The organism is Rahnella sp. P4_A8 (assembly GCF_056402435.1).
Genome location: NZ_JBFUHK010000049.1, coordinates 1 through 21,819, shown reverse-complemented (window position 1 = coordinate 21,819; position 21,819 = coordinate 1). Strand labels below are relative to the sequence as shown.

General features: G+C 50.5%; 24 protein-coding genes and 3 tRNA genes. 18 read left to right on the top strand and 9 right to left on the bottom strand.

The features are described from left to right. Window positions 1–38 precede the first annotated feature (38 nt). The 13 genes from mltB (at window position 39) to luxS (ending at window position 11,422) form a co-directional block, all read left to right on the top strand. Entirely contained in the window at window positions 39–1,142 is a 1,104-nt protein-coding gene (gene mltB / locus AC1DUO_RS18925; protein ID WP_013574022.1) for a lytic murein transglycosylase B, read from the top strand. A gap of 161 nt (window positions 1,143–1,303) precedes the next feature. Beyond that, a complete protein-coding gene (gene pncC / locus AC1DUO_RS18920) occupies window positions 1,304–1,798 on the top strand; it encodes a nicotinamide-nucleotide amidase (RefSeq protein ID WP_013574023.1) in 495 nt (164 codons plus the stop codon). Window positions 1,799–1,905: 107 nt separating this feature from the next. Beyond that, window positions 1,906–2,970 carry a recombinase RecA gene (recA, locus tag AC1DUO_RS18915; protein WP_013574024.1) on the top strand — a complete coding sequence of 355 codons (1,065 nt, stop codon included), beginning with the start codon at window positions 1,906–1,908 and terminating at the stop codon, window positions 2,968–2,970. A gap of 267 nt (window positions 2,971–3,237) precedes the next feature. Next, on the top strand, window positions 3,238–3,780 hold the full coding sequence (recX, locus tag AC1DUO_RS18910) for a recombination regulator RecX (protein ID WP_477988302.1): 543 nt from the start codon (window positions 3,238–3,240) through the stop codon (window positions 3,778–3,780). Window positions 3,781–3,918: 138 nt separating this feature from the next. Beyond that, window positions 3,919–6,546: an alanine--tRNA ligase gene (gene alaS / locus AC1DUO_RS18905; RefSeq protein ID WP_477988293.1), complete on the top strand. Its 2,628-nt coding sequence runs from the start codon at window positions 3,919–3,921 to the stop codon at window positions 6,544–6,546. Between the two features lie 256 nt (window positions 6,547–6,802). Then, complete coding sequence (gene csrA / locus AC1DUO_RS18900; RefSeq protein WP_013574027.1) at window positions 6,803–6,988, top strand: carbon storage regulator CsrA; 186 nt, start codon at window positions 6,803–6,805, stop codon at window positions 6,986–6,988. 325 nt (window positions 6,989–7,313) lie between these two features. Continuing rightward, a tRNA-Ser gene (locus AC1DUO_RS18895) sits at window positions 7,314–7,406 on the top strand. Between the two features lie 8 nt (window positions 7,407–7,414). Continuing rightward, window positions 7,415–7,491, top strand: a tRNA-Arg gene (locus AC1DUO_RS18890). A 177-nt stretch (window positions 7,492–7,668) separates the two neighbouring features. Next, window positions 7,669–7,745 (top strand) — tRNA-Arg (locus AC1DUO_RS18885). Between the two features lie 355 nt (window positions 7,746–8,100). Next, the gene (gene yqaB, locus AC1DUO_RS18880) at window positions 8,101–8,667 is read left to right on the top strand and encodes a fructose-1-phosphate/6-phosphogluconate phosphatase (protein WP_013574028.1); all 567 of its coding nucleotides are present in this window, start codon (window positions 8,101–8,103) and stop codon (window positions 8,665–8,667) included. Then, window positions 8,664–9,092: a YqaA family protein gene (locus tag AC1DUO_RS18875; protein WP_013574029.1), complete on the top strand. Its 429-nt coding sequence runs from the start codon at window positions 8,664–8,666 to the stop codon at window positions 9,090–9,092. The genes yqaB and AC1DUO_RS18875 overlap by 4 nt, the downstream gene beginning before the upstream one ends. A gap of 85 nt (window positions 9,093–9,177) precedes the next feature. After that, window positions 9,178–10,749: a glutamate--cysteine ligase gene (gene gshA / locus AC1DUO_RS18870; protein ID WP_013574030.1), complete on the top strand. Its 1,572-nt coding sequence runs from the start codon at window positions 9,178–9,180 to the stop codon at window positions 10,747–10,749. Window positions 10,750–10,906: 157 nt separating this feature from the next. After that, window positions 10,907–11,422, top strand: coding sequence for an S-ribosylhomocysteine lyase (gene luxS, locus AC1DUO_RS18865; RefSeq protein WP_013574031.1), 516 nt, complete (start codon window positions 10,907–10,909; stop codon window positions 11,420–11,422). Between the two features lie 69 nt (window positions 11,423–11,491). Here luxS and AC1DUO_RS18860 read toward each other — a convergent pair whose 3' ends face one another. Continuing rightward, complete coding sequence (locus AC1DUO_RS18860) at window positions 11,492–12,781, bottom strand: HlyC/CorC family transporter (RefSeq protein WP_013574032.1); 1,290 nt, start codon at window positions 12,779–12,781, stop codon at window positions 11,492–11,494. Between the two features lie 16 nt (window positions 12,782–12,797). After that, window positions 12,798–13,589, bottom strand: coding sequence for a cytochrome C assembly family protein (locus AC1DUO_RS18855; RefSeq protein WP_013574033.1), 792 nt, complete (start codon window positions 13,587–13,589; stop codon window positions 12,798–12,800). Window positions 13,590–13,753: 164 nt separating this feature from the next. On the opposite strand from AC1DUO_RS18855, the gene ffh reads away from it, so the two are divergent. The 5 genes from ffh to rplS all read left to right on the top strand — a co-directional run bounded on the left by ffh (window position 13,754) and on the right by rplS (window position 17,346). After that, the gene (gene ffh / locus AC1DUO_RS18850; RefSeq protein ID WP_013574034.1) at window positions 13,754–15,115 is read left to right on the top strand and encodes a signal recognition particle protein; all 1,362 of its coding nucleotides are present in this window, start codon (window positions 13,754–13,756) and stop codon (window positions 15,113–15,115) included. A 178-nt stretch (window positions 15,116–15,293) separates the two neighbouring features. Next, complete coding sequence (gene rpsP / locus AC1DUO_RS18845; RefSeq protein ID WP_015689395.1) at window positions 15,294–15,542, top strand: 30S ribosomal protein S16; 249 nt, start codon at window positions 15,294–15,296, stop codon at window positions 15,540–15,542. 18 nt (window positions 15,543–15,560) lie between these two features. Next, the gene (rimM, locus tag AC1DUO_RS18840) at window positions 15,561–16,109 is read left to right on the top strand and encodes a ribosome maturation factor RimM (RefSeq protein WP_013574036.1); all 549 of its coding nucleotides are present in this window, start codon (window positions 15,561–15,563) and stop codon (window positions 16,107–16,109) included. A 67-nt stretch (window positions 16,110–16,176) separates the two neighbouring features. Then, window positions 16,177–16,950 carry a tRNA (guanosine(37)-N1)-methyltransferase TrmD gene (gene trmD / locus AC1DUO_RS18835; protein ID WP_015689396.1) on the top strand — a complete coding sequence of 258 codons (774 nt, stop codon included), beginning with the start codon at window positions 16,177–16,179 and terminating at the stop codon, window positions 16,948–16,950. 48 nt (window positions 16,951–16,998) lie between these two features. Next, entirely contained in the window at window positions 16,999–17,346 is a 348-nt protein-coding gene (rplS, locus tag AC1DUO_RS18830) for a 50S ribosomal protein L19 (RefSeq protein WP_013574038.1), read from the top strand. Between the two features lie 92 nt (window positions 17,347–17,438). On the opposite strand, the gene AC1DUO_RS18825 is transcribed toward rplS, so the two are convergent. From AC1DUO_RS18825 to AC1DUO_RS18795, 7 genes are all read right to left on the bottom strand, one after another. Continuing rightward, window positions 17,439–17,618 carry an ogr/Delta-like zinc finger family protein gene (locus AC1DUO_RS18825; RefSeq protein WP_013574039.1) on the bottom strand — a complete coding sequence of 60 codons (180 nt, stop codon included), beginning with the start codon at window positions 17,616–17,618 and terminating at the stop codon, window positions 17,439–17,441. A 64-nt stretch (window positions 17,619–17,682) separates the two neighbouring features. Then, complete coding sequence (locus tag AC1DUO_RS18820; RefSeq protein WP_121020128.1) at window positions 17,683–18,783, bottom strand: contractile injection system protein, VgrG/Pvc8 family; 1,101 nt, start codon at window positions 18,781–18,783, stop codon at window positions 17,683–17,685. 2 nt (window positions 18,784–18,785) lie between these two features. Beyond that, window positions 18,786–19,256 (bottom strand): phage tail protein, encoded by a 471-nt coding sequence (locus tag AC1DUO_RS18815; RefSeq protein ID WP_015689398.1) that lies wholly within the window; start codon window positions 19,254–19,256, stop codon window positions 18,786–18,788. Continuing rightward, window positions 19,253–20,884: a phage tail tape measure protein gene (locus AC1DUO_RS18810; protein ID WP_354568028.1), complete on the bottom strand. Its 1,632-nt coding sequence runs from the start codon at window positions 20,882–20,884 to the stop codon at window positions 19,253–19,255. Before AC1DUO_RS18810 ends, AC1DUO_RS18815 begins: the two co-directional genes overlap by 4 nt. Continuing rightward, window positions 20,877–21,011, bottom strand: coding sequence for a GpE family phage tail protein (locus AC1DUO_RS18805; protein ID WP_013574043.1), 135 nt, complete (start codon window positions 21,009–21,011; stop codon window positions 20,877–20,879). The genes AC1DUO_RS18810 and AC1DUO_RS18805 overlap by 8 nt, the downstream gene beginning before the upstream one ends. A gap of 20 nt (window positions 21,012–21,031) precedes the next feature. Continuing rightward, window positions 21,032–21,319, bottom strand: coding sequence for a phage tail assembly protein (locus AC1DUO_RS18800; RefSeq protein ID WP_113878065.1), 288 nt, complete (start codon window positions 21,317–21,319; stop codon window positions 21,032–21,034). 59 nt (window positions 21,320–21,378) lie between these two features. Next, a partial coding sequence (locus AC1DUO_RS18795) for a phage major tail tube protein (protein ID WP_477988284.1) occupies window positions 21,379–21,819 on the bottom strand: 441 nt, incomplete at its 5' end.

Sequence of the window (21,819 nt, the reverse complement as noted above, 5' to 3'; positions counted from 1 at the left end):
TATCCGCACCTCTTTTATTGCATGGTTACGGATATCCGATGCGCCACCTGGCAGTCATTCTTCCCCTGGTTCTTACACTTTCTGCATGTAGCAGTAATAAGCCCGCACCTCAACCTGAAGGCCCGCGAAATCCTTTTTCCGATGGAAGAAATGCCAGCGCGAATACGGTTCCCGCTGGTGGTTTTCTGCTGCAGGCTGAGCACACCGGTGCCGTCCAGACCGGTGATTTCGCCTATGATCCGGCCATGAACCAGTTTGTTGACAAAATGGTGCGCGAGCACGGATTTGACCGTCAGCAATTGCATGATGTCCTGTCGCAAACCAAACGTCTGGGATTTGTATTACGACTGATGGATCAGCAGGCGCCATCTGGCCCGCCATCTACCGTGCCGAATGGCGCATGGAACCGCTATCGCAGCAAATTCATTACGCCGGATAACGTGCAAAACGGCGTAGTGTTCTGGAATCAGTATCAGGATGCGTTACAGCGTGCGGAACAGGTTTACGGCGTGCCGCCGGAAATCATTGTCGGGATTATCGGTGTGGAAACCCGCTGGGGACGCGTAATGGGTAAAACCCGCATAATCGATGCGCTGGCGACCTTATCCTTTGCTTATCCGCGCCGGGCAGAATATTTCTCCGGCGAGCTGGAAACCTTCCTGCTGATGTCCCGCCGTGAAGGCGATGATCCGCTGAGTTTACGTGGTTCCTTTGCGGGTGCGATGGGCTATGGCCAGTTTATGCCATCCTCTTATAAGGACTACGCTGTAGACTTTAACGGTGATGGTCATGCCAACCTGTGGGATCCGATTGATGCCATCGGCAGTGTCGCCAATTATTTCAAGGCACACGGCTGGACGAAAGGCGCACCGATTGCGGTGCCGGCAGCAGGCCAGGCGCCTCTGCTGGAGAATGGCTTCAAAACCAAGTATCCGTTGTATACGCTCAAAGCAGCGGGGCTTAGCCCGCTGGGTTCACTGGGCAATTATCAGGAAGCCAGCTTGCTGCGCCTTGATATGGGCACTAATTACCAGTACTGGTACGGATTGCCGAATTTCTACACCATCACCCGCTACAACCACAGCGTGCATTATGCGATGGCGGTATGGCAACTGGGTGAAGCGGTGAAAGCCGCGCGCTAACGCCGGTGAGTTAATCTTTCATGAGGGCCGCAGATTGTGGCCCTTCTTTTTCTTTTTATTCCAATTCTGAATACATCGCGCAAAACGCTTCGACGGGACTCACAGGCCGGAAGAGAAATGCTAACATCGGGTCAGTTTCAGATGACCCGCCAGGAGGGAGTATGAGCGAAAAACGTTTACATGAACTGAGTGTGGAAATCGGGGCGGCGCTGAAAGCGAAGGGATGGTGGGTAACCTGTGCGGAATCCTGTACCGGTGGCCTGATTGCCAAAGCGATTACCGATATTGCTGGAAGCTCCGCCTGGTTTGACCGCGGATTTGTCACTTACAGCAATGCGGCCAAGCATGAATTGCTGGGCGTTTCTGAAAGCACGCTTGAGCAATATGGCGCAGTGAGTGAGCAGGTGGTGCATGAAATGGCACTGGGCGTGTTACATGCGGCGGGTGCTGATGTGGCGGTTTCGGTCAGCGGTATCGCCGGCCCTGACGGGGGTTCTGCAGAAAAGCCTGTCGGCACTGTCTGGTTTGGATTTGCCGGAAAAGACGGACGGGTTCTGACCGCGAAACAGCAGTTTTCCGGCGATCGCGAAGCAGTGCGTTTGCAAGCTGCTGTTTTTTCGTTACAAACTGCATTGCGTGAGTTTATTAAAAATTAGGCTTGATACTGTATGAGCATACAGTATAATTACTGCCAATTACCTGTACATAAATTATATTCAGTGATGCAGGCGGGATGTTCCCCTGTATCAGACGAGGAGTAAAAATGGCTATTGATGAGAACAAGCAAAAAGCGTTAGCTGCAGCACTGGGCCAGATTGAAAAGCAATTCGGTAAAGGCTCCATCATGCGTCTGGGTGAAGATCGCTCTATGGACGTCGAAACGATCTCTACCGGCTCTTTGTCTTTGGATATCGCGTTAGGTGCTGGCGGCTTGCCAATGGGCCGTATCGTTGAAATTTATGGTCCGGAATCCTCCGGTAAAACCACGCTGACTCTGCAGGTTATCGCTGCTGCACAGCGTGAAGGCAAAACCTGTGCGTTCATCGATGCAGAACACGCGCTGGACCCTATCTACGCTAAAAAACTGGGCGTCGATATCGATAACCTGCTGTGTTCTCAGCCAGATACCGGTGAACAGGCTCTGGAAATCTGTGATGCGCTGACCCGTTCAGGCGCCGTTGACGTTATCATCGTTGACTCCGTTGCCGCACTGACGCCAAAAGCTGAAATCGAAGGCGAAATTGGTGACTCTCACATGGGCCTCGCAGCTCGTATGATGAGCCAGGCGATGCGTAAGCTTGCGGGTAACCTGAAAAACGCCAATACCCTGCTGATCTTCATCAACCAGATCCGTATGAAAATCGGTGTGATGTTCGGTAACCCGGAAACCACCACCGGCGGTAACGCCCTGAAATTCTATGCCTCTGTACGTCTGGATATCCGTCGTATCGGCGCTATCAAAGAAGGTGATGTGGTTGTCGGTAGTGAAACACGTGTGAAAGTCGTGAAGAACAAAATCGCCGCACCATTTAAACAAGCTGAATTCCAGATCCTGTACGGCGAAGGTATCAACATCAACGGCGAACTGATCGACCTGGGCGTTAAGCACAAACTGATCGAGAAAGCGGGTGCATGGTACAGTTACAACGGCGAGAAGATTGGTCAGGGTAAAGCGAACTCTTGTAACTACCTCAAAGAAAACCCGAAAGTTGCTGCTGAACTGGACAAAAAACTGCGTGATATGCTGCTGAGCGGCACCGGTGAATTGAGCGTTGCGACTACTGCTGAAGACGCTGACGACAACATGGAAACCAGCGAAGAGTTTTAATTTCGCGGTTGTCTGACAAAGACATTTGAAGGGCAGGGGACTTTGTCCGCTACTTTCAACAGTCGTTAAAATGCCAGTCTGGTTTCCAGACTGGCATTTTGCATATCAGGGGGAAATCTTATGCCCGATGAAAAAATACTTAATGAAAAAATCGTCGACCTGAAAAAATTGCTGGAAGACGTTGCGCAAAACAGTGAGTCCACGCTGTTTGAGCCGCAGAAAAAAGACGGTGATGCAGCGAAAATCAACACGCTGATTAACCGCGCTATGCGCCTGCTTTCTCAGCGTGATCACGGCGAAACAGAGTTGCGCCGCAAGTTGCTTATTCCACCAATGCCTTTTGTTAAACCTCAGAATAAGAAAAACAGCTGGTCATCACGTAAAAAAGCGGAGCAAAATGTGTTTGCTGAAGAAGAGGTGGTGAGAGCTAAACCTCAGCCGCGGCCAGTGCCAGAAGAAATTGCGGAAGAACATGTGCAGGCGGTGATTGACTACTGCTATCAGCATCACTGGCTCGATGATGCCAAATTTGCCAGCCGTTATATTTCCGGTCGCAGTAACAAAGGTTACGGTGCGCAGCGCATCCGTTCGGAATTACTGCAAAAAGGCGTCGATAAAGAAATCATTACAGTGGCGCTGGAAAACACTGAGGTAGACTGGTGCGTTCTGGCGCGGGATTTGGCCGTCAGGAAATTTGGTGAAAATTTACCGACTGACTGGAAAGAAAAATCAAAAGTTCTGCGTTATTTGCTCTACCGGGGCTTCTTTCAGGAAGAAATACAGTCTATTTATCGCGATTTTGACGATTGACCGCATACGGTATTTTACTTCCCCGCGCAGAAATTTTATCTTATCCGCACTTTTTCGTTCGTGAGCTGAACAGATTGCTGCCATATGCAGCGTTATCCGGCTCAAGAGCCGTTCTTCCAGCATGATTCCGGGACATTTATGAGCAAGAGCACCGCTGAGATCCGTCAAGCGTTTCTCGATTTCTTCCATAGTAAGGGACACAACATTGTTTCAAGCAGTTCGCTTGTCCCGACAAACGATCCGACACTGTTGTTTACCAATGCCGGGATGAACCAATTTAAAGATGTTTTCCTCGGTCTGGATAAGCGTGATTACAACCGCGCCACCACATCTCAGCGTTGCGTCCGCGCAGGCGGTAAGCACAACGACCTCGAAAACGTCGGTTATACCGCACGTCACCACACCTTCTTCGAAATGCTGGGCAACTTCAGCTTCGGTGATTACTTCAAACACGATGCCATCAACTACGCCTGGGAACTACTGACCGGCGAAAACTGGTTTAATCTGCCGAAAGATAAGTTGTGGGTCACCGTCTATGAGACTGATGACGAAGCCTTCGAAATCTGGGAAAAAGAAGTCGGCGTTCCAAAAGAACGTATTATCCGCATTGGCGATAATAAAGGCGGCGCATTTGCTTCTGATAACTTCTGGCAGATGGGCGATACCGGCCCTTGCGGCCCTTGTACCGAGATTTTCTATGATCATGGCGATCACATCTGGGGCGGTCCTCCGGGTTCTGCTGAAGAAGATGGCGACCGTTATATCGAGATCTGGAACCTGGTGTTCATGCAGTTCAACCGTCAGGCTGACGGCACCATGCTGCCACTGCCAAAACCATCCGTAGATACCGGGATGGGGCTTGAGCGTATCACTGCGGTTATGCAACATGTGAACTCAAACTACGACATCGACTTGTTCCAGAAACTGATCGCTGCGGTGGCAGAAGTCACTGGCGCGACCGATTTGAGCAACAAATCCCTGCGCGTTATTGCTGACCATATCCGTTCATGCGCATTCCTGATTGCAGATGGCGTTATCCCGTCGAATGAAAACCGTGGCTATGTGCTGCGTCGTATCATTCGTCGTGCGATCCGTCACGGCAACATGCTGGGGGCGCAAGACACGTTCTTCTACAAACTGGTTGCTCCGCTGATTGAAGTGATGGGGCCGGCTGCGACAGAACTGAAAGAACAGCAGGCGATGGTTGAGCAACTGCTGAAAACCGAAGAAGAACAGTTTGCCCGTACTCTGGAGCGCGGACTGGCGTTGCTGGACGAAGAATTGGCTGCACTGAAAGGCGACACTCTGGACGGCGAAATTGCTTTCCGTCTGTACGACACCTTTGGTTTCCCGCTGGATCTGACTGCTGACGTTTGCCGTGAACGTAATCTGAAAGTGGATGAAGCCGGTTTTGAAAAAGCGATGGATGTTCAACGCCGCCGCGCACGTGAGTCCAGCGGTTTCAGCGCAGACTACAACAGCATGGTGCGTGTTGACGGCGTGACTCAGTTCTCAGGCTACGAACATTTGCAGCGCCATTCCAAAGTCGTGGCGCTGTTTGTCGATGGGCAGCCAGTGAATGATATTCAGGCTGGCGTTAATGCTATCGTGGTTCTGGATGACACGCCGTTCTACGGTGAATCTGGTGGACAGGTTGGCGATAAAGGCATTCTGAAAACGACTACTGGCGTATTCTCTGTTTCTGATACCCAGAAATATGGAAAAGCGATCGGTCATCAGGGCGCACTGAGCGCAGGTAAACTGAGTATCGGCGACAGCGTCGAAGCAGAAGTTGATGTCGCCCGCCGTGACCGCATCCGTCTGAACCACTCGGCAACGCACTTGCTGCATGCCGCGCTGCGTCAGGTGCTGGGCAAGCACGTTGCTCAGAAAGGTTCTCTGGTTAACGATAACTATCTGCGTTTTGACTTCTCGCATTTTGAAGCAATGAAATCAGAGGAAATTCGCCAGGTAGAAGATCTGGTGAATGCCCAGATTCGTCGCAACTTGCCGATTCAGACCACCATCATGGATCTGGACGAAGCGAAAGAAAAAGGTGCAATGGCGCTGTTTGGTGAGAAATACGAAGACAGCGTTCGTGTGCTGAGCATGGGCGATTTCTCTACCGAATTGTGTGGCGGTACGCACGCCAGTCGTACCGGCGATATCGGCCTGTTCCGTATTCAGAGTGAATCCGGTACTGCAGCAGGTGTTCGTCGTATTGAAGGGATCACCGGTGAAAACGCGATTAATGCCCTGCATCAGCAAAGTGATTTGCTGCAGGATGTCGCGCATCTGGTTAAAGGGGATGTGAACAGCATCACCGATAAAATTCGTTCTCTGATTGAGCGTTCACGTACGCTGGAAAAAGAACTTCAGCAGGTGAAAGGTCAGCAAGCCGCGCAGGAAAGTGCATCACTGTCCAGCCAGGCGAAAGAAGTGAAAGGCGTTAAACTGTTGGTTCGTCAATTGGATAACGTAGAGCCTAAAATGCTGCGTACGATGGTTGATGACCTGAAAAATCAGTTAGGATCAGTGATTATTGTCCTGGCAACCATTGCCGATGACAAAGTCAGCCTGATTGCAGGTGTCACAAAGGATCTGACCGATCGTGTTAAAGCCGGTGAGCTGATTGCTTCTGTGGCACAGCAGGTCGGTGGCAAAGGTGGTGGTCGTCCTGATATGGCGCAGGCTGGCGGCAGCGATGTACAGGCATTGCCTGCCGCGCTGGCGACTGTTGAAGCCTGGGTTGAAGCTAAGCTGTAATAAGAAATAAATAGCTAACCATGAAAACGTCATAATGTATTGTGCTGTATGGCGTTTTCAGTCTTAATGGCAATGTAAGCTTCGCGATTAAAGTCGCGACAATGACGATATCGGCTAAACTTAAAGTACTCATGGCTGAAGTTGCAGGCTGCTTACATTTTATGTAGGGGTCATGGCTTACGTTTTACCCGCTTATGATCGATAATGGCCGGGAAACTGAGAGACCCGACTCTTTTAATTATTCAAGGAGCAAAGAATGCTTATTCTAACTCGCCGAGTTGGTGAAACCCTCATGATTGGCGATGAGGTTACTGTTACCGTATTAGGTGTTAAAGGTAATCAGGTGCGCATTGGTGTAAATGCGCCGAAAGAGGTCTCTGTTCACCGTGAAGAGATTTATCAGCGTATTCAGGCTGAAAAGTCACAGCAGACGAGTTACTGATTTACGAGGCGTCTCGCTAATGGCGAGGCGCTGAACCTCTTTTGTGTGTGTTATCCCTTATTCTTCCCTCGTTTTCCTGCGTTTTAGTTTTTAATTTCTTCCTGTGTCTTATCTCCTGAATTGTCTTTTTCTAAAAATGAAGGCGTTTTTTACGCGTTCGCGGCCTGTTATTGTGTTCAAACTGCTCAGGTTGCGCGTGAAATGTCCAAACGGGTGATTGTTAGGAAAAAAGGGTTTGACTTATAAGGGCCAGAAAGTAATATGTGCGCCACGCAGTGCCGATGAGCTTGAACAAAGTTAGTCAGCACACTCGCAAGAGGCGTATGGTGAGGTGGCCGAGAGGCTGAAGGCGCTCCCCTGCTAAGGGAGTATGCGGTCAAAAGCTGCATCCGGGGTTCGAATCCCCGCCTCACCGCCATTTAAAATGCACCCATAGCTCAGCTGGATAGAGTACTCGGCTACGAACCGAGCGGTCGGAAGTTCGAATCTTCCTGGGTGCACCATATTTTGTGTATGTTGAAGCGATGATAAGATTTTATATTGCACTCAACATTCAGATAGCACGAAGAAAGATAACGTTGCTTCAGCAACGGCCCGCAGGGCGAGACAATAGTCGAGTAATCTTCCTGGGTGCACCATTCTTTTAGCAATTTCCGAAATAAAATCTGTAGTAACCCAATGCACCCATAGCTCAGCTGGATAGAGTACTCGGCTACGAACCGAGCGGTCGGAAGTTCGAATCTTCCTGGGTGCACCATATTCTAAACGTGTTTGAGCGACGACTTTCGTATAGGGTCCTCCGGCATGAAGGTAGCACGAAGGAAGATAACGTTGCTTTAGCAACGGCCCGCAGGGCGAGGCCCCGCCGAGTAATCTTCCTGGGGGCACCATATTTTGTGTATGTTGAAGTGATTTTTGTCTTTCAGCATTAGAAAACCCGCTTCGGCGGGTTTTTTGTTTTCTGGATTTCACGTCTGTATCTCACTCTTCTTTTTCATTTTCCTGATCTTTCTGACGTGTTCTGATGTGCTGTGCGCGTGGACAAAATGCGACTTTCTACAGACTTTGCGATAAAGTAGTTTTCCTGTTTTTTCGTGATCATGGAGCATTCGATGTACGATCGATACGAAGGGCTAATATTTGATATGGATGGCACCATATTGGATACCGAACCTACGCACCGTAAGGCATGGCATCAGGTCTTGACCAAATACAGCATGCGGTATGATGTCGACTCCATGGTCGCTCTGAATGGCTCTCCAACCTGGCGCATCGCCAAGTTTGTTATAGACAGCAATAATGTTGAGATGGACTCCCATCTTCTTGCTGCTGAGAAAACGGCTGCCGTGCAGGAAATGTTGCTCGATACCGTACGTCCTCTGCCGCTGATTGATGTCGTGAAGGCTTATCATGGCCGGCGTCCAATGGCGGTAGGAACAGGAAGTGAGCACTGGATGGCGGATGCACTCTTACGGCATTTAGGGCTGCGCGATTGCTTTGATGCGATTGTGGGGGCCAATGACGTGAAGAATCACAAACCTGCACCGGACACTTTTTTGCGTTGTGCGGAGCTGATTGGCGTGCCTCCTGAAAAATGTGTCGTCTTTGAAGATGCTGATTTCGGTATTGAGGCAGCAAAACGCGCCAATATGGATTTTGTGGACGTGCGTACGCTGTGAGCAGCGCCCTGGCGCTGGCTTCCTTATTCGGCAGCAGCTTTTTAAGTGCCACATTATTGCCTGGGAATTCAGAAGTCTTATTAGTGGCTTTATTGTCAGCTGGCAGCGCAATGCCAGCGGCACTGGTTTTGTCTGCATCAGTTGGCAATACCTTAGGTGGCATAACCAACGTCATCATCGGACGCTTTTTGCCGCAGCTTAAGCCTCAACGTGGACTCAATGTTGCACAGGGCTGGCTGAAGCGCTTCGGACCTGCGGCGTTATTGCTGAGCTGGTTACCGGTGATTGGTGATGTGTTATGCGTATTAGCAGGTTGGCTGCGAATGCCGTGGGGTCCTGTCGTCTTTTTCATGTTTATCGGAAAAGCAGTGCGTTACATCCTTTTGACTTTTGTAACGCTGGAGGGGCTCTCATGGTTCGGTTAGATTGGCATCAGCTATCAATTATGGTCACATCTATGCAGATTCAGTATGCTTGCAAATTAATGGTTTCACCAAGCGGGAGGTCAATTTGATCCCGGATGTATCTCAGGCGCTTTCCTGGCTGGAAGCCCACCCTCAGGCATTAAAAGGTATTCGTCGTGGTATCGAGCGTGAAACGCTTCGGGTTAATCCTGACGGTTCATTAGCGACTACGGGCCACCCGGAATCTTTAGGTGCGGCTCTGACGCATCGCTGGATCACCACCGATTTTGCTGAAGCCTTATTAGAATTTATTACGCCCGTCGATGACAATATTGAACATCTGATGGCGTTTCTCCGTGACATTCATCGTCATGTGGCCCGTGAGCTTGGTGACGAGCGTATGTGGCCGTTCAGCATGCCCTGCTTTATCGAATCCGGACAGGATATCGAACTGGCGCAATATGGTTCGTCGAACATCGGGCGTTTAAAGACACTTTATCGCGAAGGCCTGAAAAACCGCTATGGCGCGCTGATGCAGGTAATTTCCGGCATCCATTACAATTTCTCGCTGCCGATGACGTTTTGGCAGGAGCGGTTGGGCGTGACTGATACGGAAAGCGGGAAAGAGGCGATCTCTGCAGGTTATTTCAAACTCATCCGTAACTATTACCGTTTCGGTTGGGTGATCCCGTATCTGTTTGGGGCTTCGCCTGCAATCTGTTCCTCATTCCTCAAAGGACGTGAAACGGATCTGCCTTTCGAATATACCGAAGGTGGATTGTGTTATCTGCCTTATGCGACATCACTGCGTCTGAGTGATTTAGGGTATACCAATAAGTCACAGAGCAATCTGGGCATCACTTTTAATGATCTGAACACCTACGTTCAGGGCGTGAAGAGAGCGATCCGCACACCGTCTGCTGAATATGCGGAAATGGGTGTGAAAAAAGACGGTAAATATCTTCAGCTGAACACCAATGTGTTACAGATTGAGAACGAACTTTATGCGCCAATCCGTCCTAAACGGGTCACCAAATCGGGTGAAACACCTTCGGATGCGCTGATGCGCAGCGGGATCGAATATATTGAAGTCCGCTCGCTGGACGTCAACCCGTTCTCTCCGGTGGGGATTGATGCAACCCAGGCGCGTTTCCTGGATCTGTTTTTGGTATGGTGTGCTTTAGCGGATGCGCCGGAAATGAACAGCGATGAGCTGCTTTGTACGCGTAAAAACTGGAACCGTGTGATCCTCGAAGGACGTAAACCGGGCCAGACGATTGGTATCGGGTGTAACGATGAACGTCAGCCGTTAGCCAGCGTTGGCAATGCGTTGTTTGCTGATCTGAATCGGGTGGCTCAGATCATGGATAACCAAAACGGCGATCATCTCTATCAGGATGTTTGTAAAGAGCTGGTTGCTGCGTTTGATGATCCTGAACTGACTTATTCTGCCCGCATCCTCAAGGATCTGAAACAGCAGGGCGTCGGCAACCTCGGGCTGGAACTGGCAGAAAAATATCGTCAGATGCTGGTGAGTGAACCGCTGGAAGTGTTGGATGAAAGCGCTCTGATGGCTGAACAGGATGGTTCATGGCAGCGTCAGCGCACACTGGAAGCCAGTGATAAGCTAAGCTTTGAAGAATACTTGGCTGCGAATGCAGGCAGTAGCAATGAGTAGAAAAGAAAAAGGCCACAATTAATGTGGCCAAATAAACATCTCTGTTTACAGGGATGATGATAACAAATGCGCGTCTTTCACTAATTAAGACCCGCATGCTGGGAAAAGGTTTCCTGAGTTCGTAAAAAAAATTAATTTATTTAGGAGAGGTGACGATATGCCACTGTTGGATAGCTTTACCGTAGACCATACCCGTATGGCAGCACCTGCTGTTCGCGTCGCAAAAACCATGAAAACCCCGCACGGGGACACGATCACTGTGTTCGATCTGCGTTTCTGCCGCCCGAATATTGAAGTGATGCCGGAACGTGGTATCCACACGCTCGAGCACCTGTTCGCGGGTTTCATGCGTAATCATCTGAACGGTAACGGTGTTGAAATCATTGATATTTCTCCGATGGGTTGCCGTACCGGTTTTTACATGAGCCTGATTGGTGTGCCGGAAGAGCAACGGGTTGCTGACTCCTGGAAAGCAGCGATGGCTGACGTTCTGAAAGTGAAAGAGCAGCGCCAGATCCCTGAGCTGAATGAATACCAGTGCGGGACTTACGAAATGCATTCCCTGAAAGAAGCCCAGGAAATTGCACAGCACATTCTCGATCATGATGTTGTTGTGAACCATAACGATGATCTGGCTCTGCCAAAAGAGAAATTGTCCGAACTGCACATCTAGTTTTTAGTTTGTGCTGATGACAAAAAAGACGCGAATTCCGCGTCTTTTTTATGTCTGAAATTCAGAGGATTAGCGCTGATTCACACTGCTTTGCAACGGTTGTAACGGACGGACCTGCACCTGTTTGATCATGTTGTCCTGAACATCCAGGATCTCAACTTCATAGTCCTCAATGCGCAGATTAGTACCGATTGTCGGGATCTCTTCCAGCACTTCCAGCAGCATGCCGTTGATAGTTCTCGCTTCTTCGGCTGGCAGATGCCAGTTAAAGGCTTTATTCAGTTCCCGCACGTTCGCGCTGCCTTCGATCAGTACTGAACCATCACTTTGCGGCGTGACTTCTTCTGCCAGCGTTGGCGACATCGACGTCGTGAAATCACCGACGATTTCTTCGAGGATATCCTCAACCGTTACCAGCCCCTGAATATCACCGTATTCATCAACCACGATGCCCACTTTCTTTTTATTTCGCTGGAATTTTACCAGCTGAATATTCAGCGGCGTGCCTTCCGGAATGTAGTAAATCTCGTCAGCGGCGCGCAGCAGATTTTCTTTGGTGAACTCTTTTTTCTCGGTCATCAGGCGATAAGCTTCGCGCAAACGAAGCATCCCAATAGCGTCGTCGAGTGAGTCTCGGTAAAGCACAATACGGCCATGAGGTGAGTGGGTAAGCTGACGAATAATCGATTTCCAGTCGTCATTGATATCAATACCGACGATTTCATTGCGCGGAACCATGATGTCATCAACAGAGACTTTCTCAAGATCAAGCACGGAAAGCAGCATGTCCTGATTCCGGCGCGAGATATTCGAGCGTGACTCGTTCACGATGGAACGCAGCTCTTCTTTACTGACGGCGTCACTGAGGCTTGTGGTGGTTTTGATACCAAACATTCGCATCAGCAAACGCGAGAGACTGTTAAGGATCCACACCAGCGGCATCATAATGGTTTGCAGCGGACGCAACAAAATGCTGCTCGGAAACGCGATGCGTTCAGGATTCAGGGCGGCAAATGTTTTAGGCAGCACTTCTGCAAACAGCAGTACGACAAATGTCAGTACACCCGTGGCAATCGCTACACCGGCATCGCCGTAAAGACGGATGCCCACAATGGTTGCCAGAGCGGAAGCAAGGATGTTGACCAGGTTGTTACCGATAAGTACCAGACTGATCAGCTGGTCCGGGCGTTTTAACAGCTTTTCGACGCGACGCGCCGCGCGGTTACCCTGTTTAGCCAGGTGACGTAACCGGTAACGGTTGAGTGTCATCATACCGGTTTCGGAGGCTGAAAAATAAGCCGAAACCACCACCATGATGATCAATGTGATGATCAGGGTTGTTGTTGAGACGTGCTCCAACGGGTATTCCTTTTAATTAATGAACCATGATTTGCTGGATCAGGCGACTGCCAAAATAGGCAAGAGTAAGCAGGATGGCGCCCGCCATGCTGAACCATACCACGCGACGGCCACGCCAGCCTTCGTGATAATGGCCCCACAGCAGAACGATATAAACAAACCATGCCAGTATCGATAAGACAGCCTTGTCGATATTCTCTGGGCTGAACAGGTTGTTCAGATAAAGTAATCCGGTGCACAACGTCAGCGTCAGTAAAATAACGCCAATCTGAGTGATGTGAAAAAGTTTGCGTTCAATACTCATTAACGGCGGCATATCAGCCGTAAACGTCAGGCGTTTATTCTTTAGCTGATAATCCAGCCACGCCAGTTGCAACGCGTAAAGGGCGGCAATCATCAGCGTGGCATAAGAGAATAATGCCAGGCCGATATGTACCAGTAAGCCTTTGCTTTCTTCAAGATGCGTGATGAATTCGCCAGGAAGAAACGTCACGAACGCCAGATTGATCAGCGAAAAGCTGTAAACAATTGGCAAAACAAACCAGCCGCGATTGCGCGAGGCTACGATGGTCATCACCGTTCCGATGATTAAACTGACCACCGAACCGATATTGACCAGGCTGAGGTTCTGGCCGGTGCTGACGTCGAAAATACGTTGCTGCAATGCGACAGCGTGGCAAACAAGTGCCACCACAACGGAAATCAGTGCTAAACGCCGGTATGCGCTGTTCTTCCGGATGATGCTCGGAATGATCAGTGCAAGGCTGAGCAGATAGGCCAACATGGCGACGAGAGCAAAAACTGACATAGCGTTTCGGTAGCATCGAAAAGTGAATGAGAACCGCAGTATAACGTTACCCGCGTCACGCTCCAACCTATCTGAGATGCCAAAGCAGAGATCGTCCGCGCTTCGTGTTATAATCCCGCAATTACGTCGCAAAAGCGGCCTGTCATTACGTTGAGCAAGAGACGATGTTTGAGAATTTAAGCGATCGATTGTCGCGCACACTGCGCAATATCAGCGGCCGCGGGCGGCTGACCGAAGAAAATATCAAAGAGACATTACGTGAAGTGCGTATGGCCTTACTGGAAGCGGACGTTGCGCTGCCGGTCGTACGTGACTTCATCAGCCGGGTGAAGGAAAGCGCTGTTGGCCATGAGGTCAATAAGAGTCTGACGCCGGGGCAGGAATTCGTCAAAATTGTCCAGAAAGAACTGGAAACTGCGATGGGCGAGGCGAACACCGAGCTTAACTTAGCGGCGCAGCCTCCGGCCGTGGTTCTTATGGCGGGTTTACAAGGTGCAGGTAAAACAACCAGCGTCGGTAAACTGGCGAAATTCCTGAAAGAAAAGAAAAAGAAAAAAGTACTGGTGGTGTCCGCCGACGTTTATCGCCCTGCGGCGATCAAACAGCTGGAAACCCTGGCGCAGCAAGTTGAAGTGGATTTCTTCCCGTCTGATGCACAGGAGAAGCCGGTTGATATCGTTAGCCGCGCCCTGCAGCAGGCGAAACTGAAATTCTACGACGTGCTGATTGTCGATACCGCCGGCCGTTTACACGTCGACGAAGCGATGATGGACGAAATCAAACAGGTACATGCCGCGATTAATCCGGTTGAAACCCTGTTTGTGGTCGATGCTATGACCGGTCAGGATGCCGCGAATACCGCGAAAGCGTTTAATGAGGCGCTGCCGTTGACCGGTGTGATCCTGACAAAAGTCGACGGTGATGCCCGCGGCGGTGCTGCGCTGTCGATTCGTCACATCACCGGCAAGCCGATTAAATTCCTGGGTATGGGTGAAAAAACCGATGCGCTGGAGCCGTTTCATCCGGATCGTATTGCCTCCCGTATTCTGGGTATGGGCGACGTTCTCTCTCTTATCGAAGATATTGAGAGCAAAGTTGACCGCGCGCAGGCTGAAAAACTGGCCAGCAAACTCAAGAAAGGCGACGGCTTTGACCTGACCGATTTTCTCGAGCAGCTCAAGCAAATGCGTAATATGGGCGGCATGGCGAGTATGATGAGCAAACTGCCGGGTGTCGGTCAGTTGCCGGATAACGTCAAATCCCAGATGGATGACAAAGTGCTGGTGCGGATGGAAGCGATCATCAACTCGATGACGCTGAAAGAGCGCGCTAAGCCAGAAATTATTAAAGGTTCCCGTAAGCGTCGTATCGCGATGGGTTCCGGCATGCAAGTGCAGGACGTCAACCGCTTACTTAAGCAGTTCGACGATATGCAGCGCATGATGAAGAAAATGAAGAGTGGCGGCATGGCGAAAATGATGCGTGGCATGAAAGGTATGATGCCACCAGGTTTCCCTGGCCGTTAATCGACGTCACTGCCTATATATCAGCCATATAGGTGGCTCATGCAAAATGGTGGCTAAGGTTTCTACGCTTTAGATTGCTTTTTGCGCCAAAATGAGTAAAATTTTCGGGCTTTTTATATTGCAACCAGACCCCGTTCCCCGATGGGGTCTGGTTGTTTTATTAACTAAAGAGGATGTTATGGTAACAATTCGTTTAGCACGTGGCGGCGCAAAAAAGCGTCCGTTTTATCAAGTAGTAGTGACCGACAGCCGCAACGCTCGTGACGGTCGTTTCATCGAACGCGTAGGTTTCTTCAACCCATTGGCTTCTGGCCAGGCTGAAGCACTGCGTATGGATCTGGACCGTGTTGCCCATTGGGTTGGTCTGGGTGCTACCGTTTCTGATCGCGTTTCTGCGCTGATCAAAGACGCTAAGAAAGCAGCTTAATCTGTCGCGGTGGTGGCAATGAGCAAGCAATCCAATCCAGTGGTACCCGCTGAGCCGTTAGTTCTTGGCAAAATGGGTTCAACGTACGGCATTCGTGGTTGGCTCAGAGTGTTTTCATCCACCGAAGACGCTGAAAGCATCTTTGACTACCAGCCCTGGTTTATCCAGCGTGCCGGTAAGTGGCAAGTTGTCGAGCTGGAAGGCTGGAAACGCCACACTCAGGACCTGATTATCAAAGTCAAAGGCGTTGATGATCGGGATGCCGCGAATCTTCTGACTAATTGCGAAATTGTCGTCGATTCAAAGCAACTGCCTCCACTGGAAGACGGTGACTACTACTGGAAAGACCTTTTCGGTTGCCAGGTAGTGACAACTTCCGGTTACGAACTGGGCAAAATCATCGATATGATGGAAACCGGTTCTAACGATGTGATGGTAGTTAAAGCCAACCTGAAAGATGCCTTCGGACTCAAGGAGCGGTTGATTCCGTTCCTCGATGGGCAGGTTATCAAGAAAGTCGATCTCGCTACTCGCACTGTTGAAGTAGATTGGGATCCTGGTTTTTGACCTCCGTAGTGTTTACTGATGTAAACAACGTCTGGTTGAGCGGTCAAACATTTGGAAGGGGTAGGCTATGTGGATTGGTATAATTAGCCTGTTTCCTGAAATGTTCCGCGCAATTACGGATTACGGGGTAACTGGCCGGGCAGTTAAGAATGGCCTGTTGAGCGTAAATTGCTGGAGTCCTCGTGACTTCGCATACGATCGACATCGTACCGTGGATGAGCGCCCTTATGGCGGTGGTCCCGGAATGCTGATGATGGTGCAACCCTTACGGGAAGCTATTCATGCAGCAAAAGCAGCGGCAGGCGAAGGTGTGAAGGTGATTTATCTTTCACCTCAGGGGCGCAAACTGGATCAAACCGGTGTTTGCGAGCTGGCGGCCCATCAGAAAATTATTCTGGTTTGTGGCCGTTATGAAGGGATCGATGAGCGCATAATTAAAACCGAAATTGATGAAGAATGGTCAATTGGCGATTATGTTCTTAGCGGTGGAGAGTTGCCGGCAATGACTCTGATTGATTCAGTTTCCCGCTTTATACCGGGCGTTCTGGGTCGTCAGGCTTCAGCAGAAGAAGATTCTTTCGCTGACGGATTGTTGGATTGTCCCCATTATACCCGCCCTGAAGTGTTGGAAGGCATGGAGGTACCGTCAGTTTTACTGTCGGGCAACCACGCTGATATACGTCGCTGGCGCCTGAAACAGTCGCTGGGTCGAACCTGGCTTAGAAGACCTGAACTTCTGGAAAACCTAGCTCTGACTGACGAGCAAGAGGTGTTGCTGAGAGAGTTCCAAAAGGAACATCGGCTCAGTCAACAAAACTATGAAGGGAACGCCAAAGCATAACGCGAGGCCGTCCCGATATATCAGTTTACCTAGGGTAAGAGACATATTATGAGCAATATCATTAAACAAATCGAACAAGAGCAGATGAAGCAAGACGTACCTGCATTCCGTCCAGGTGATTCTCTGGAAATTAAGGTATGGGTCGTTGAAGGTTCTAAAAAGCGTCTGCAGGCATTCGAGGGCGTGGTTATCGCTATTCGTAACCGCGGTCTGCACTCTGCATTCACTGTTCGCAAAATTTCTAACGGCGAAGGTGTTGAGCGTGTATTCCAGACTCACTCCCCGGTAATCGACAGCATTACTGTTAAACGTCGTGGCGCCGTTCGTAAAGCTAAACTGTACTACCTGCGTGAGCGTACTGGTAAGTCTGCTCGTATTAAAGAGCGTCTTAACTAAGGTATCGCTAACGCGACATCTACTAGTTAATATAGAACAAGGGGTTAGCCATCGGCTAACCCCTTTTTTTTACATCAGTGACTACAAAATGGCTACGCAGTGGCAGGTTGGCTACCCGGTTTTGAGATAACCCGGGCGACTGATTCATGCGTCGCAAAAGTACAACTGCATTTGATATTCTGGCACTGATGATAGCGTTCCTTGGTCGATTCACTCAGATAGCGGCTCGAACGTGTATGGGCTACTTTTCCGCAAAGTGGACAATGCATCATAAAAACCTCCGGCATAACAGGTAAGCGATGAGGTAATTATGAACTCATAACTCGCAAAAGCAAGTTATAATTGCAAAATTGAAGACTGATAAGTGATATCTGCAACATAAGGTTTCAGAATCAATTTAGTAGTAAAACCTTTCTCATTAATCTCATGCAGAGCGGAATCAATCACCCAGCGCTGACTGTCGATCACGTCTTTAAACCCTTGCACATTGACCGGAGATTGCGCACTCAAATCAGCACGTCCCAGGGCCAGCCGTATGCTGAATGTTGCGGCATCATTCTGAATCTGATTGAACACTGAATCCGCAGCCCGCTTAGCAGTCTCTTCGTCAGGAAATATTTTGCCCAGTTCAAGAACATTTGTCCCGGATCCCGCGATGTAACTGGCAGGCTGGGTTTCTTTGCCTTCTGCGGGCGAACGCTTGAGAGCAACATTGCTGGTGGTCGCCGTTTTGAGATCATGCCACTGCGCCTTCACGCCATCGTATGCCTTCTTATCGACCATCTGATAGTTGTGGTTATCGCCGTCGCTGCGGACAATGGTTTTCCAGGGGATTGCTTGTCCGGAAGAGGTTCGACCGGTGCCTGCTTTAAAAAATAAAATTGCGCCGTTTTTAACCGTTACCTGCGCACCGTAACGTTGTGCCAGCCGGGTGAGAAAGTAGCTGTCCGTTTCGCTGGTCTGGTCAATATGCGGGATCTTAACGCTATCAAGTTCCTGCGGGATTACTGGCAGATCTAATTTATTCCGGCTTGAAATGATTCTGACAATCGCGCCGAGCGTGTAATCATCGTAAGACTGGCTGATTTTGTTATCAAAGGAACCGCGGAAATCTGCGCTGCGGGCAACCACTCCTATTTTGTCCGGAGAGCCGGAATGAGTGACTGTATCGACCGTGAAATAGCCGCAGTCATAGAGCGCCTGTTTCGACCATCCCAGATGCAGATGCAAAACGGTGCCGCGAACGGGCATTTGCAATTGCCCGTCGCTGTCATCGAAGGTTAAATTCAATGTGTCTGCGGTAAAACCGCTGTTATCCGTGACAGATAAACTGATGATCCGAGCAGAGATATTTTCTTCCAGCACCTTATTTTTTATCGTCAGCGTGAATGCGGGCGTGATGCGTGCGCCAACGGGTAGCTGCAAATCAGTAAGCATGATCAGACTCCGCTGGCGAAATTGTTGAGTGCCGAACTGGCCTTGTTATATAAGCCCTCGGCCTGGGTCAGCAGATCGCCGAACATGGCGGCCTGCGATTCATCGACGCGCGTCAGATTGAGCGTGAAATTGATGCTTCGCGCCTGGCCGCTGGAAGTAAACTCGGCATTGTCATTGGCTATACTTTTGATAACGAACATGCCGTAAATCGTGCCACTGCCTTCAATGAGCGGCCATGCCCGCCCTGAATCTGCCATGCTCTGCAGTGCCTGCAAATAGCGCATGCCGCCGGTCATTTCAGGCAATAATTGCCCGGTGATTTTTATCGTTTCCTCACCCAGCCCGAGAAACTGAGAGACCGGACGCTGTCCGAAACGCGCGTTCGCCCCCCAGCCATAGTTCACCTGACGGTTCGTATTCTGATAGGGCAGCGTGCTCAACTTAAACACAAATAAACCCAGCGACATCATCATGAGTAAATCCCTCCGTTGTTGTACTGGCTGAGGAGATTGTTGGTATTGTTCCATTCCCGCTGGTTAATGGAATCCTCGATCCAGGCTCTGACCTGGTTATGATCCGTCTCCGGGGTAGCTGTGAAACTTAAATTTACCGTCGTTGCCCGGTTATCCGTCAGGTTGTTGGCCACGCTGCTTTTAGCTGGCTGATACAGGTTCAGCGCACCGCCGGTTGGGGAGATGCCATCTAAGGGCGGTGTTGAAATATCCGGGCGTTCAGCGGGTTCACTGTCACCAAAAATGGAGTCCCATCCTTTTTTCGCCCAGCTAAAGACTTCGCCGATTTGAGAGACGGCTTTATTCAGCGTGACGAAAATCTCTGCGATCGCTTCTCCGACCCCTTTGCCGATATCAGTGAAGCCGCTCAGGGTGTCCTGAGTGAAGTGGATTGGCTCAAACAAATCCGTAATCCATCCCAGCGCGGTTTTGAACGGTGTAAACGCGCCACTTATTGGCCCCATTGCCGCAGTAAATCCGTCAATTACTCCGCCGACAAAGGCACTGATCGGCTCCCAAAGTTTCACTACGGCGATACCGATCCCGGCAATCAGTGCGATGACGGGCAGAAGTGGCAGCCCGATGGCCGTGAACGCTGCGGCAATCATGCCACCGGTACCGGTAAAAATAGTCCCAAGTAAACCGGCTCCCGCCATCAGCATACTGATGCCGCTGAGCACTGGCGCGATGACCATGCCGAGCGCACCCATACCGCCGACAATGCCCGTGATGCCTAATGCCAGACCGAGCAGGGAATTCACCAGCATAGGATTATCGGTGATCCAGGTATTGATCGTGCCCAGCCAGCTGGTAGCCGTTTGCGTCAGTTCTCGCAGGGCGGCACTTTGTCCGTCAAAAAGATTGATACGGATAGTGTCCCAGGTGGCAAATAACTTAGTGATATCGCCATCCAGATTGTCGCCTTTCACGGTCACCGCCATCTGCGCAGCAGGCGTTGCGCCATTCAGTGCCGCCGGTGTTTGTTCCAGAACCTGATCGGCATTCATTCCGCCTTTCGCTAATGCCTGCTGTCTGGCCACAACCTCCGCTGGCGAATGGCCGGAAGCCGCCATCGAAAGACTTTGCTGACGCAGAGCGGCAATGTGCGGATCGTCATTTTTCAGTCCGAGGACCGACTGCACTTCAGCCAGCCCGGCCTCCAGATCTGCACCCGGTTTGAGAAAAGTTTGCGCCAGCGCCAGTTTCGGTTGTGCAAAGGAAAGGACTGATGAGCTGATATTTTTTAACTGGCCAATTTTCAGTTCGCGATTTTTAAACTGTTGCCCGATCTCCAGCCCTTTCTGTTCCATTTGCATCGGGCGTTGCTGCCGCAACTTTTCTGCCGGCTGGCTGGCCACCGCCTTTTTCAGGCCGGAAAATGCCTGCGTTTCGGTTTCGCTGTCCGGGGCGAAAAGCGACTTTTCAAACTGAAGGGAAGCATCAGTGATGTCTTCTGAGACGACGCTGAATAATGTCTTCCCGGGCAGCATCAGCAGGTTTTCTCTGACCTTGTCGGTTTCGGCCCTGAAGGCGGCCAGATCCTGATTTATTTTTTCCAGCGTGTGAGGTAACTGTTCGAGATTACTCATCTGTTTTTACTCCGCTGCGTTGCAGTGCCTTATGTCGCCAGTTCAGCAGATCGGTGAGTGACATACCGTCCATCTCGGACGGCGGCCAGTGAAATATCACCGCGATATCTGCCATCAGGTCATCCACGGTGAGGCGGGGCGCAATACTTACGCCACCGGTTTCGGCGATAAAAAACCTATCACCTTACCTGCCAGCGCAATCAGATCCGGCAGCTCCAGGCGCGAGCACTCTTCTTTGGTCAGGTTCGGATAGGTGATGCGCGGTAAAATGGTGATCAGCGCGTCTACATCCGCGTTCGCCAGTGCCGCAAGACCGATACCGCGTAAGCTGCCCGCAGTGGGTCTGGTGACCTGAACTTCGGTGATTTCCATCTCGCCGCGTTTGAGCGGAACGTCAAGAATCACGGTGTTGTCATTAATGTCAGTCGGGTTCATGTGTTTTCCTGCTTGAGTGGGAAATGAAGCCGGCAATGACTGCCGGCTTTAGGAGGGAATTACAGGCCGAGTGCGGTACGGTGTTCCGCCAGACGGTCAACGCCGTTGACGACTTCGACCATATTGACGGTGTCGATCTCAATCAGCTCTTTGCCATCGATGGTCAGTTTGAAATACGTACACTGGGTGGTGACTTTGGTTTCAGTGTCTTCACCCTGTTTGTACTCACCGAAATCAAACTCTTTGTGACRGCCGCGCATCATCACTTCGACTGCGGAGACATCACCGGTGTCGTCGCGCTGCAATGAACCGGCAAACCGCAGCGGAATGTCTGATGTGCTGCCCCATTGCTGCAGAACCAGCTCATCCAGACCGCCGATGGACCATTCCAGCGTCAGCGCATCGTCATCCAGCCCGAAGTCCACCGCGACCGAACCGCTCATGCCGCCGCCACGATAGTTTTGCAGTTTACGGGTGAGTTTCGGCAGCGTTCGGCAGCG

Coding starts and splice junctions, on each gene's coding strand:
- mltB (WP_013574022.1), top strand. CDS start 39: ATGCGCCACCTGGCAGTCATTCTTCCCCTGGTTCTTACACTTTCTGCA.
- pncC (WP_013574023.1), top strand. CDS start 1,304: ATGAGCGAAAAACGTTTACATGAACTGAGTGTGGAAATCGGGGCGGCG.
- recA (WP_013574024.1), top strand. CDS start 1,906: ATGGCTATTGATGAGAACAAGCAAAAAGCGTTAGCTGCAGCACTGGGC.
- recX (WP_477988302.1), top strand. CDS start 3,238: ATGCGCCTGCTTTCTCAGCGTGATCACGGCGAAACAGAGTTGCGCCGC.
- alaS (WP_477988293.1), top strand. CDS start 3,919: ATGAGCAAGAGCACCGCTGAGATCCGTCAAGCGTTTCTCGATTTCTTC.
- csrA (WP_013574027.1), top strand. CDS start 6,803: ATGCTTATTCTAACTCGCCGAGTTGGTGAAACCCTCATGATTGGCGAT.
- yqaB (WP_013574028.1), top strand. CDS start 8,101: ATGTACGATCGATACGAAGGGCTAATATTTGATATGGATGGCACCATA.
- luxS (WP_013574031.1), top strand. CDS start 10,907: ATGCCACTGTTGGATAGCTTTACCGTAGACCATACCCGTATGGCAGCA.
- AC1DUO_RS18855 (WP_013574033.1), bottom strand. CDS start 13,589: ATGTCAGTTTTTGCTCTCGTCGCCATGTTGGCCTATCTGCTCAGCCTT.
- ffh (WP_013574034.1), top strand. CDS start 13,754: ATGTTTGAGAATTTAAGCGATCGATTGTCGCGCACACTGCGCAATATC.
- rpsP (WP_015689395.1), top strand. CDS start 15,294: ATGGTAACAATTCGTTTAGCACGTGGCGGCGCAAAAAAGCGTCCGTTT.
- rimM (WP_013574036.1), top strand. CDS start 15,561: ATGAGCAAGCAATCCAATCCAGTGGTACCCGCTGAGCCGTTAGTTCTT.
- trmD (WP_015689396.1), top strand. CDS start 16,177: ATGTGGATTGGTATAATTAGCCTGTTTCCTGAAATGTTCCGCGCAATT.
- rplS (WP_013574038.1), top strand. CDS start 16,999: ATGAGCAATATCATTAAACAAATCGAACAAGAGCAGATGAAGCAAGAC.
- AC1DUO_RS18825 (WP_013574039.1), bottom strand. CDS start 17,618: ATGATGCATTGTCCACTTTGCGGAAAAGTAGCCCATACACGTTCGAGC.
- AC1DUO_RS18820 (WP_121020128.1), bottom strand. CDS start 18,783: ATGCTTACTGATTTGCAGCTACCCGTTGGCGCACGCATCACGCCCGCA.
- AC1DUO_RS18815 (WP_015689398.1), bottom strand. CDS start 19,256: ATGATGATGTCGCTGGGTTTATTTGTGTTTAAGTTGAGCACGCTGCCC.
- AC1DUO_RS18810 (WP_354568028.1), bottom strand. CDS start 20,884: ATGAGTAATCTCGAACAGTTACCTCACACGCTGGAAAAAATAAATCAG.
- AC1DUO_RS18800 (WP_113878065.1), bottom strand. CDS start 21,319: ATGAACCCGACTGACATTAATGACAACACCGTGATTCTTGACGTTCCG.